Origin of the sequence: Streptomyces sp. NBC_00659 (assembly GCF_036226925.1) — a bacterium.
Classification (GTDB): Bacteria; Actinomycetota; Actinomycetes; order Streptomycetales; family Streptomycetaceae; genus Streptomyces.
In genome coordinates, this window is sequence record NZ_CP109031.1 from 7,192,187 (window position 1) to 7,203,646 (window position 11,460).

The window sequence follows — 11,460 nt, forward strand, 5'->3', positions numbered from 1 at the left end:
CTCACGCGTCGGTGGTCCCGTTCGCCCCGTCCACGCGCTCGCCGGACGAGCCGTGCGGGCCGTACACGCCGCCGCGCGAGTCGTCCGCGCGCGTGGGCGGACCGGCGAGCCTGCTCGATCCGGGAACCGAGCGTGATCCCCACCCGCTCTACCGCACCCTGCGCGCAAACTTCCCCCTGGTCCGCGACGAGCCGTTCGGCGCCTGGCTGATCAGCAGGCACGCCGACGTGCGCGCCGCGCTCGCGGACCCGCGGTTCGTCGCGCCGTCACCCGGCCCGGTACCGGCCCACGGGGAGCGCCGCACGCACGACGCGTACCGGGCCATCGCTTCCGCGGCGCTGAGGAACCAGGTGTCGGCCGCTCTCCGGGCGGGCGTCGAGCGCACCGCCCACGTCCTCGCGAGTCGCCTGGCGTTCCGTCAGGAGGCCGATCTGGTAGCCGAGTTCTGCCGGTGGCTGCCCGCCGCCGCGGCCGTCACCGCGCTCGGACTGCCGTACGAGGACACCCTGCGCGTACACGCGTGGTGCCGAACGGGACTCGACCACCTCGGAGGTCACCGCCCCGGACTCGATGCCTACCTGCGCCCCCACTTGGCCCGCCGCCGCGCCCACCCCGGTGACGATCTGCTGTCCGCGCTGTGCACGGCCCGCCTCGACGGACGGCCGCTGCCGGACGGGACCGTGACCGAACTCGCCGGGACCGTGCTGGGCGCGGCCGGCGAGACGACCGCGCGCGCCCTCGCGTCGTTCCTCGCCAACCTCCTCGACCATCCGGGCCAACTCGACCTGATCCGCGCCCGCCCCGGGCTTGCGGGCGCCGCCTGGGCCGAGTCGCTGCGCCGCGACCCGCCGCTTCAGATCGTGTCCCGCCGGGCGCTCGAACCCATCGGCCCGATACCCGAGGGCGCCACCGTGGCGTGTCTGCTCGGCGCCGCGGGCCGCGACCCGGCCCGGTTCGCCGACCCGGACCGCTACGACATCTTCCGTGCCGAGCCGGGCGACCTCGCGTACGGCTCGGGACCGCGGCACTGTCTCGGCGCCCCGCTGGCCCGGCTCACGGCGGAAGCCGGGCTGCTCGCCCTGCTGACCGTGCTGCCGGGCCTGCGCAGGGCATCCGGGCCCCGGCCGCGTCCCGAGGGTCTGGTCAGCCGTTCACCCCGGACCCTTCCGGTGTGTCCGCGCTGACGCGTTCCAGCAGCACGACGGGTGACCCTCCGAAGAGGTCCGCCACGCGCGCGTGCCCCGTGAACTCCCGCTCCGCGGAGCCGGAGGGGAGCACATCGGCCCACCGTCCGTCGGGGAGTGCGAGCACGGTGTCCCGCCAGCCGCCGGCCTCGGCGAGCCCCAGCGACAGCCGGGTGACGGCCGTGATCACCTCTCCGGACCGCACGAACGCCACACAGTGGTCGGCGGCCGGCCCCTCGGCCCACAGCGGCGCGTACGTCGCCGCGTCGCCGAAGACGTCGGGCCGCCGGGCGCGCAGCCGCAGCGCGGCGGCCGTGAGCGCGGGCTTCTCCGCGGCCGGGTCGCGCGGCGCGAACGCCTCCCGGTTGTCCGGGTCCACCAGCGCCCGGTACTCGTCCTCGGTGCCCTGGTACACGTCCGGCACCCCGGGCATCGTGAGATGGACCAGGGCGGCCCCCAGGACGTTCGCCCGCACATGCGGGCCCAGCGAGGCCCGCAGGGCGGCCACGTGCCGTCCAGGGGGCCCGCACGGCCCGTCGGTGACGAACGCCGCCACCGCGTCCTCGTAGGCGGGGTCGCGTTCGGTCCAGGCGGTGCGCGTGCCGGCCTCCCTGACGTGCTTCAGCAGGGCGTCCCGGACGCGCTCCGTGTGGACCTCGGCCCCCTCCTCGGCGGTGGCCGGGCCTAGCCCGAACACCGTCTGCCACGCGGCCCACGCCACCTGCGGGTCGGGGGTTCCCGCCCCCTCGTCGGCCGCTTCCGCCAGGACCTCGGACCAGGCTTCCGGGCACTGGGTGAGGACCGAGACGGCGGCGCGCACGTCCGCGCTGCGTTTCGTGTCGTGGGTCGACAGGACGGTTCCGGTGGCGGGCCAGTCGCGCTGCACGCGCGTGCAGTAGGCGTGGAATTCGTCCGGGGACACCGCGGGCCGGCCCGGATCGCCGCCCACCTCGTTCGCCGACAGCAGCGGCACATAGCGGTAGAACGCCGTGTCCTCCACCGACTTGGCGCGCAGCGCCGACGACGTCTGCGCGAACCGGGCCCGGAAGGCGGCCTCCCCGGGCCCGTCGCCGTCCCGGCCGAGCAGCAGGGCCCGTACGACATCCACGGCATGCGCCTCCTCGGGCACCCGGAACGCCGACCTGGCCTCGGCGGCGGCCTGCTCGGTGACCACCAGGGACGCGTCCGTGGACGGGTAGGGCCGGTACACCTCCAGCCGGACCAGGAGTTCCCGCAGCGCGGTGCCCAGGGCCCAGGGCGCGTGGTCGCGGGCGGCGGGGTCGGGGGCGGCGGCGCACAGCGCGCTCACCTCGCGGGTGAGGCGCTCGACCTCCGTGGCCAGTTCGTACGTGATCACCTTGTACGCCGCCCGGCGCACCGTGCTGTCCCAGTGGCCGCCCCGGTCGGCCTGCGGGCCCGCGAACCGCCGGTAGCGGCCGAGCATCCGGCTCGCGCCCGCCTCGTCCGTGAAGAGGCCGTCGACGTACCGCAGCGCGTCGTAGCCGGTGGTGCCCGCCACGGGCCACGCGGGTGGGAGCGGCTCACCGTCCGCGAGGATCTTCTCGACCACCGTCCAGCGGCCGCCGGTCGCCTCGTGCAGCCGGCGCAGATAGGCGTCCGGGTCCGCCAGTCCGTCCGGGTGGTCCACGCGCAGTCCGTCGATCACGCCGTCGGCGACGAGCTGAAGGATCTTCACGTGGGTCGCCGCGAACACCTCCGGGTCCTCGACGCGCACCCCGATGAGCTCCGAGATGCTGAAGAAGCGCCGGTAGTTGAGTTCGGTGCGGGCCAGCCGCCACCACGCGGGGCGGTACCACTGGGCGTCCAGGAGCTGGGGCATCGGCAGCTGCGCGGTGCCCTCGCGCAGCGGGAACACGTGGTCGTAGTAGCGCAGTATGTCGCCGTCGACCTTCAGCTCGCCGATCTCGGCGCCGAGGCGGTCCCCGAGCACCGGCAGCAGCAGCCGGCCGCCCTGGGCGTCCCAGTCGATGTCGAACCAGCGGGCGTACGGCGACCCGGGGCCCTCGCGCAGCACCTCCCACAGGGCGTGGTTGTGGCGCGGGGCCATCGCCATGTGGTTCGGCACGATGTCCACGACGAGGCCGAGGCCGTGCTCCCGCGCGGTGCGCGCCAGGGAACGAAGCCCCTCCTCACCGCCCAGTTCGGCCCGTACGCGCGTGTGGTCCACCACGTCGTAGCCGTGTGTCGAGCCGGGGACGGCCTCCAGGACGGGGGACAGATGCAGGTGGGAGACGCCGAGCGAGGCCAGATAGGGCACGGCCGCCTCGGCGCGGCGGAAGGGGAACTCCGGCTGGAGCTGGAGCCTGTAGGTGGCGGTCGGCACGACGGGGACGACCGGGCCGGGGACGACCGAGTCCGCGATCGCCGGTTCGGGGCGCTCAGGGGTCATGCGCATCTACGTACCCCTCCGGCCGCTTTTCTGTCAGCGCGGCCCGAGGAAGGGCACGCACGGCCCCGCCCCGCGCGCGTGGGTCCGCTGCATGGACCCACGCGCGCGGGGCGGGGAAGAGGCCGTCCTAGGCGGGCCGCTGGAGCACCGTCATGCTCCGGTCGACCAGGGTCAGCCGGTCACTGGCCGCGACCTTCGCGCCCGTACCCGGGGCCACTCCCTCCGGGAGGGACGTGTCCACGACGACCTGCCACTGGCGGCCGTGGTCGACCGGCACGACGAATTCCAGGGGCTTGGGAGAGGCGTTGAACATCAGCAGGAAGGAGTCGTCGGCGATGCGCTCCCCGCGGGCCCCCGGCTCGGAGATCGCGTTGCCGTTGAGGAAGACGGACAGCGCCCGGGCCTGGGCGGAACCCCAGTCGCGCTGGGTCATCTCCTGGCCCTCCGGGGTGAACCACGCGATGTCGGAGAGCTCGTCGTGGGTGCCCTGGACGGGCCGCCCGTGGAAGAAGCGCCGCCGCCGGAAGACGGGATGGTCCCGGCGCAGCCACACCATCGCGCGCGTGAAGTCCAGGAGTTCGGAGCCGTCCTCCGGCCACGGCACCCAGGCCAGCTCGCTGTCCTGGCAGTACGCGTTGTTGTTGCCGCCCTGGGAGCGCGCGAACTCGTCTCCGTGGCTGAGCATCGGCACACCCTGGGAGAGCATCAGGGTGGCGATGAAGTTGCGCCGCTGCCGGGCCCGCAGCGCCAGCACGTCCGGGTCGTCCGTCTCGCCCTCGGCACCGCAGTTCCAGGAGCGGTTGTGGCTCTCGCCGTCCCGGTTGTCCTCGCCGTTGGCCTGGTTCTGCTTGTTGTTGTACGACACGAGGTCGTTCAGGGTGAAGCCGTCGTGACAGGTCACGAAGTTGATGGAGGCGAGCGGACGGCGTCCGTCGTCCTGGTAGAGGTCGGACGAGCCGGTCAGCCGGGACGCGAACTCGGCCAGTGTGCGCGGCTCACCGCGCCACATGTCCCGCACGGTGTCGCGGTACTTGCCGTTCCACTCGGTCCACAGAGGCGGGAAATTACCCACCTGATAGCCGCCTTCGCCGACGTCCCAGGGCTCGGCGATCAGTTTCACCTGGGAGACCACCGGGTCCTGCTGGACGAGGTCGAAGAACGACGACAGCCGGTCCACCTCGTGGAACTGGCGCGCCAGCGTGGCCGCGAGGTCGAAGCGGAAGCCGTCCACGTGCATCTCGGTGACCCAGTAGCGCAGCGAGTCCATGATGAGCTGGAGCACGTGCGGGGAGCGCATCAGGAGCGAGTTGCCGGTGCCCGTGGTGTCCATGTAGTAGCGGGGGTCGTCCGCCAGACGGTAGTACGAGGCGTTGTCGAGGCCCCGGAAGGACAGCGTCGGTCCCAGGTGGTTGCCCTCGGCCGTGTGGTTGTAGACCACGTCGAGGATGACCTCGATGCCGGCCTCGTGCAGCGCCCGGACGGCCGACTTGAACTCCAGGACCTGCTGTCCCCGGTCGCCCCAGGAGGCGTAGGCGTTGTGCGGGGCGAAGAAGCCGATCGTGTTGTAGCCCCAGTAGTTGTTGAGACCCATGTCGACCAGCCGGTGGTCGTTGACGAACTGGTGTACGGGCATCAGCTCCAGTGCCGTGACGCCCAGCTTCGTCAGGTGTCCGATGATCGCCGGGTGCGCGAGCGCCGCGTACGTGCCGCGCAGCTCGTCCGGGAGCTCCGGATGCAGCATCGTGAGGCCCTTCACATGGGCCTCGTAGATCACCGTGTGGTGGTACTCCGTTCGGGGGCGCCGGTCGTCGCCCCAGTCGAAGTACGGGTTGACCACGACCGACGACATGGTGTGCGGAGCCGAGTCGAGGTCGTTGCGCTTGTCGGGTGAACCGAACGGATAGCCGTACACCTCCTCGCCCCAGCTGACGGAGCCCGCGATCGCTCGCGCGTACGGGTCGAGCAGCAGTTTCGCGGAATTGGCGCGCTGCCCGCGCTCGGGCGCGTACCGCCCGTGCACCCGGAAGCCGTACCGCTGTCCGGGCATGACGCCGGGCAGGTACGCGTGGCGCACGAACGCGTCGGTCTCCCGCAGTTCCACGGCCGTCTCCGAGCCGTCGTCGTGCAGAAGGCACAGCTCAATACGGTCGGCGGCCTCCGAGAAGACCGCGAAATTGGTGCCGGCGCCGTCGTACGTGGCACCGAGTGGATACGCCTCACCAGGCCAGACCTGCATGGATATGACTCTTCCAGTAGTGCCGTGCCCCTGGGGGCGAGTCCGAGCCGAGTCTCCCCGAAAGTGATGGAACCTCACATGACTTACATCCCTCTTACCCCGCGACCAGGCATATCTCGTATGCCGAACCAGTGGGACTCAAACGACTCCTGGGGAAGTAGGGGGAGTAGGGGGAAATGTGCGCAAGATAGTGCACCGCCATCTGGGCAAGGTGGTGGCGGGTGCGGCCATCGCGGTGGCCGGGACGGCCGTGATGATCGGAGTCACCCTTCCAGGGTCGGCGGGGGCCGACGAATCGGGCGGGACGAGCGGGAGCGGCGCAAGCGGCGGGACCGCGCAGCAGGCGGGGCAGGACGCGGCGGGCGGAGCCGTGCGGCCCGGCGTCGTCGAGCGGGCGCCGGCCGAGGGCGAAAAGGGCAAGGGCCGTGACCCGCTGACCGACGACGAGATGCGGCGCGCCGAGCGGATCGCGGTGAACCGGGCGCTCTTCGACTCCAGCGAGAACGTCGAGGGCGCGCGCGGACCACAGCGCATCGGAGTCGATCTCGCCGAACCCGACACGGCCGATCTGGACAACCCGAACGCGCCGCGCCGCGCCGACATCACGTTCTACGACTACAAGGACGACACGCTCGTCACCAAGACCGTCGACCTCGACACCGGGAAGGTCGACCGGACGGGCGTCCAGCACGGCGTGCAGCCGCCGATCAGCCGTGACGAGATGACCGAGGCCGCCCAGCTGCTGATCGCCGATCCGCTCGGCGCCGGCCTGAAGGCCGACTTCAAGGACGCGACCGGCAAGGAACTCACCTCGCCCGACCAGCTGATGCTCAACAGCATGGTCTACCGCGCGACCTCCGGCGCCCCCGCCGCCCTCGGCGCCTGTGGCGAGCACCGGTGCGTGCGGCTCTTCCCGAAGGTCAAGAACGGGCCCTGGATCGACAGCCGTGACCTGGTGATCGACCTGAGCGCCCGCAAGGTCGGCAAGCTCGGCTGAGCGCCGCCCTTCTTTCCTTCCCACCTTCACCGCTTTCCGCAAGGAGTCATTTCTTCATGCGCGTCAACAGAAACAGCCGTGCCCGCAGCCGGGCCGCCGTGGGCGTCTCGGCGCTCGCCCTGGCCGCCGGCGCGACGACGGCCGCGGGACCGGCCGTCGCCCAGCCCAGGTCCGCTCCCGCCCCGGCCGCCGACTGCAGCGCCGCCTACCGGATCGAGCAGAAGCTCGCCACCGGCACCACCTGGCGGATGTGCTGGCACTACGAGAGCGAGGCCGGGCTCGTCCTGGAGAACATCTCCTACCAGCCCCCCGGCGAGGCCCAGCCGATCAAGGTCCTGAGCACGGCCAAGCTCGCCCAGATCGACGTGCCCTACGACGACGGCTCGGTCGAGTACAGCGACCTGACCGGCGCGGGCTTCGGCCAGGGTCTGGTCGACATGGTCCCCGCCGAGTGCCCCGGCGGCGCCATCAAGACGGTCAAGGTCCCCGACGCCTGGGACCCGCAGCACGCGAACGTCAAGGGCCTGTGCACCACGACCCGTTCACGCGGTCACGCCTACCGGATGGAGTCCGAGACCGGGAACAAGGTCTTCCAGAAGCAGGGCAAGGACCTGCTCGTCTACACCGTCAACAAGGTCGGCTGGTACGAGTACATCACCGAGTGGCGCTTCCAGGACGACGGCACCCTGAACATGAACGTCGGCGCCACCGGCAGCCTCTCGCCCTTCGACTACGACGCGGGCGACGGCCGCGGCTGGCCGCTGGGCAAGGGCGCCAAGGACTACGCCACGAGCCACAGCCACAACGTCTTCTGGCGGCTCAACTTCGGCCTGGACGGCTCGTCCAAGGCGAAGGTCGAGCAGTACGACTCGGTGGTCAGCCCGCCCGCGCAGGGCCAGGAGGCCCCCAGCAACAAGACCACCGTCACCAAGGTCGGCAAGGAACTCGCCGGCGACGCCAAGAACATGCGCTGGTGGCGGATCGTCAGCAACTCCGGCAAGAACAAGGACAATCACGCACGCTCGTACGAGTTCGTCCCGGGCGCGACCACCAAGTACCTCGGCCGTGCCTTCACCAAGCACGACATCTACTTCACCGAGTACAACAAGTGTGAGCAGTTCGCGAGCGACAACCTGCGCAACTGCGGTGCCGGGCACGGAAAGTCCGTCGACAAGTGGGTCGACGGGCAGACGCTCACCCACCCCGTGGCCTGGGTCAACGTGGGTTTCCACCACGTCGCCCGGGACGAGGACCAGCAGCCGATGCCGGTCCACTGGCAGGGATTCTCCATCGCCCCGCGTGACGTGACCGCTATGAATCCGCTCACTCCTCCGGAGCTCGCGAACCAGAACGGGCATGTCGAACCAAGGTAGTTGGGAAACGACATGTGCATCGGGCTGCACCGCTCGCCGCTCCCGGAGTACCCTTCCTTGATCGTTGATTGGGGCCTGGCCCCTGGGGAGTGCTCGGGGGAGCGGAAGGCGGTGCGCGGGTGGGCTCGGGAGGGCTGGAGCTGCCTCCTGGTGACGAGGGTCACGAGGGGAACTCCACAGATGTCCCACCCGGCGCGGTGTCCCTGGCACGGCCGATGGAAATGGGATCCATTGGACCGGAACTGGACTGGGGCGCCGACGCCTGGAGCGAGGTGCGTACGCGCGCCCAGCGAGCCGGGCGCGCCTACATCTGGCTGAACCTGGTCGAACAGCGGCTGCGCGCGGTCGTGGCCGCTGTTCTCCGGCCCGTCTACGAACCCGTCCACGGCGACGACTGGGTGGTCGCCGCCGCCGGCCCGGCCGGCCAGGAATGGGTGCAGCGCGCCGTCGCCGTACGCGAAGTCAGCCGCCGCAAGGGCTACTTGCTCGACCCGGCGGACGACAACGTGCTGAGTTTCCTCACGTTGCCCCAGTTGCGTGAACTGATGGTGCAGCACTGGCCGTGCTTCGAGCCGTACTTCGACGAGCGCAGGGACGTCGAACTCGCCCTGGACGAGCTGGAAGTGACCCGGAACGTCGTCTCGCGCAACCGGGCGCTGTCCGAGGCCGTCCTGAACCAGGCCGAGCGGGCGGCGGCGAAGCTGCTGGAGATCCTGGGCGCCGGGAGCGACGTGCCCTCCGCGCGCCGGCTGCCCGTCGACGCCGTCGAGGAACTCGTGGGCGACCGCTACGCGGACGTCGTCGGGGTGCACTCCGACCGCGTGCGGCTGCTGCGCCAGTTCCCCGCCGAGGACCTCTTCGGCGGATCCCGCCGGCTCGACGCGATCGGCATCGGCCTGAACCTGCTGGTGCAGAACTTCTCCGGGCGCCGGCTGGTCCGCCTCGCCGAGTCCGGCTGCCGGACACGGCTGCTGTTCCTGAACCCCGCGTCCAGCGCGGTCAAGCGGCGCGAACGCGAACTCGGCATCAGACGCGGCGAGCTCAGCCGGTCGGTCGAGATGAACATCCTGCACATGCGCCGGGTGCGGTCCCGGCTGCGCGACCCGGACGCCTTCGAGATCCAGGTGTACGACGAGACGCCCCGCTTCACCGCGTACCTCGTCGACGGGGACGGCTCGGACGGCATCGCGGTCGTGCAGTCCTATCTGCGCCGGACGCGGGGCATGGAGGCGCCGGTCCTGGTCCTGCGCGGCGGAAGCCGGCTGCTCAAACCGGACGAGATCGGCGAGGAGGGGCTCTTCCCCACCTATCGCGAGGAGTTCGAGGCGGCTTGGGTCGATTCGCGCCCTGTGTCCTGAAAGGCCGTTTGTTCCGGCCTGATGGAACGCGGTCCCCGGATTGTCAGTGGCCCGTGGGATCGTGGAGACCACTGGGGGAAAGCACCACGAAGAAGGGGGGCCACCCATGGGATGGCACCGGGAGCTGCTGATCGGCTTCGACCTGGAGACGACCGGGACCGATCCGCGCGAGTCGCGCATCGTGACGGGCGCCGTGATAGAGGTCAAGGGCGGAGAGCCGCTGGGCCGCCGCGAATGGCTGGCCGATCCGGGCGTGGAGATCCCGGTCGACGCGGTGGCCGTGCACGGGATCACCAACGAGCGCGCGACCGCCGAGGGCCGCCCCGCGGACGAGGTCGCCGACGCCATCGCCGGAGTCCTCGTCACCTACTGGCGCACGGGCGTCCCGGTCGTCGCGTACAACGCGGCCTTCGACCTCACGCTGCTCTCCGCCGAGCTGCGGAGGTACGGACTGCCGTCGCTGGCCGAGCGGCTCGGCGGCATCGACCCGGCTCCGGTCATCGACCCGTACACGATCGACCGCTCCGTGGACCGCTACCGCCGGGGCAAGCGCAACCTGGAGGCGGTCTGCACCGAGTACGGGGTGGTCCTGGACTCCGCCCACGACGCCTCGGCCGACGCCCTCGCCGCCGCCCGGCTCGCCTGCGCGATAGCCGGCCGCCACCCCAAGGTCGCGGCCCTCGGTCCCGTCGAGCTGCACCGGCGCCAGATCGAGTGGTACGCGGAGTGGGCGGCGGACTTCCAGTCGTTCCTGCGCCGCAAGGGTGAGACGGACGCGGTGGTGGACGGGACCTGGCCGCTGCGGGAGCTGGCGGACGAACACGTCTGACCCGACGGGGGGCCGGGGCACGCCCCTCGTGCGGCCCTGGGCCGGCGGGCACCCGGCATCCGGGGGCCCCGGGCGGGTATCCCGGTGGCAGGTCAGAACGGGTACCAGCGCACCGTCTCGTCGCCGTCCCGCAGTGACGCCACCCGGCGTTCGAACTCGGCCAGCGCCTTCGGGTTCGTCGGCGCGTGCTGGGCGACCCAGGCGCAGCTCGCGGTCTCACGGGCACCCCTGAGCACCGAGCAGCCCTCCCACGCCCGGACGTCCCAGCCGTACGTCTCGGTGAAGGAGTCGTATGCCTCGGCGGGAAGCCCGTAGCGGTCGCGGGACAGGGCCATGACCACCAGGTCGTGCTCCCGCAGGTCCGCGGCGAAGGTCTCCAGGTCGACCAGGACCGGCCCCTCCGGGCCGACATGGACGTTGCGGGGCAGCGCGTCGCCGTGGATCGGGCCCGGCGGGAGCTGCGGGGTGAGCGCGGCGGCCGCCGCGGCGAAGCCGTCGCGCCGCTCCCGCAGATAGGCCGCGTCCGCGGGGGCGATCGCGCCGCCCGCCAGACGCAGCCAGCGCTCCACGCCGCCGAGGAGCTCGCGGGGCGGCAGCGCGAACGAGGGGGAGGGCAGCGCGTGCACCACCCGCAGCAGCCCGGCCAGATCGCGCGGTTCCGCGGGGCGGACGGCGTCGGGCAGCCGGTGCCACACCGTCACGGGGTGTCCGTCGACCAGCAGCGCCTGCGGCTCGGCGGCCCGCACCGCGGGGACGCCCGACTCGGCGAGCCAGGCGGCGACGGCCAGTTCCCGGCGGGCCCGGTCGTGGAGTTCGGCGTCGCGCCCCACCTTGACGACCAGGTCACCGGCGCCGAACACCGCGTTCTCGCCGAGGGCGAGGAGCGACGCGTCCCGCACCGGTCCCGGCAGCACCTTCGCCGCGGCCAGTACGTCCCGCGCCCGTGCCTCGTCCATCGCTCGCCTCCGTGTGCTCGCATGCCGCCCGCGCGGCCCTCGCGTACGACGGCTCCGAGTGCGCGCCGTCCGTCGGTCAGTCTCGCATTCACCCAGGCCGGACCGGGCGAAGGGCCT

The 11,460-nt window shown here is 71.9% G+C and carries 8 protein-coding genes; 5 read left to right on the forward strand and 3 right to left on the reverse strand.

Annotated elements, in window-relative coordinates; all coding sequences use genetic code 11:
* Window positions 1-11 precede the first annotated feature (11 nt).
* Window positions 12-1,184 carry a cytochrome P450 gene (locus OG410_RS31400; RefSeq protein ID WP_329302173.1) on the forward strand — a complete coding sequence of 391 codons (1,173 nt, stop codon included), beginning with the start codon at window positions 12-14 and terminating at the stop codon, window positions 1,182-1,184.
* Here OG410_RS31400 and treY read toward each other — a convergent pair.
* Window positions 1,144-3,594, reverse strand: coding sequence for a malto-oligosyltrehalose synthase (treY, locus tag OG410_RS31405; protein ID WP_329304304.1), 2,451 nt, complete (start codon window positions 3,592-3,594; stop codon window positions 1,144-1,146). The genes OG410_RS31400 and treY overlap by 41 nt on opposite strands.
* A gap of 127 nt (window positions 3,595-3,721) precedes the next feature.
* Window positions 3,722-5,830 carry a glycogen debranching protein GlgX gene (gene glgX / locus OG410_RS31410; RefSeq protein WP_329302174.1) on the reverse strand — a complete coding sequence of 703 codons (2,109 nt, stop codon included), beginning with the start codon at window positions 5,828-5,830 and terminating at the stop codon, window positions 3,722-3,724.
* A 178-nt stretch (window positions 5,831-6,008) separates the two neighbouring features.
* Between glgX and OG410_RS31415 the strand changes: the two genes are divergently transcribed.
* The 4 genes from OG410_RS31415 (at window position 6,009) to OG410_RS31430 (ending at window position 10,387) form a co-directional block, all read left to right on the forward strand.
* Complete coding sequence (locus tag OG410_RS31415) at window positions 6,009-6,827, forward strand: Tat pathway signal sequence domain protein (protein ID WP_329302175.1); 819 nt, start codon at window positions 6,009-6,011, stop codon at window positions 6,825-6,827.
* 56 nt (window positions 6,828-6,883) lie between these two features.
* Window positions 6,884-8,200 carry a copper amine oxidase gene (locus OG410_RS31420; RefSeq protein ID WP_329302176.1) on the forward strand — a complete coding sequence of 439 codons (1,317 nt, stop codon included), beginning with the start codon at window positions 6,884-6,886 and terminating at the stop codon, window positions 8,198-8,200.
* A gap of 119 nt (window positions 8,201-8,319) precedes the next feature.
* On the forward strand, window positions 8,320-9,558 hold the full coding sequence (locus OG410_RS31425; RefSeq protein WP_329302177.1) for an SAV2148 family HEPN domain-containing protein: 1,239 nt from the start codon (window positions 8,320-8,322) through the stop codon (window positions 9,556-9,558).
* Window positions 9,559-9,664: 106 nt separating this feature from the next.
* The gene (locus tag OG410_RS31430) at window positions 9,665-10,387 is read left to right on the forward strand and encodes a 3'-5' exonuclease (protein ID WP_329302178.1); all 723 of its coding nucleotides are present in this window, start codon (window positions 9,665-9,667) and stop codon (window positions 10,385-10,387) included.
* A 92-nt stretch (window positions 10,388-10,479) separates the two neighbouring features.
* Here the strand turns inward: OG410_RS31430 and OG410_RS31435 are convergent, their stop codons facing one another.
* Window positions 10,480-11,343, reverse strand: coding sequence for a phosphotransferase enzyme family protein (locus OG410_RS31435; protein ID WP_329302179.1), 864 nt, complete (start codon window positions 11,341-11,343; stop codon window positions 10,480-10,482).
* Window positions 11,344-11,460: the final 117 nt, after the last annotated feature.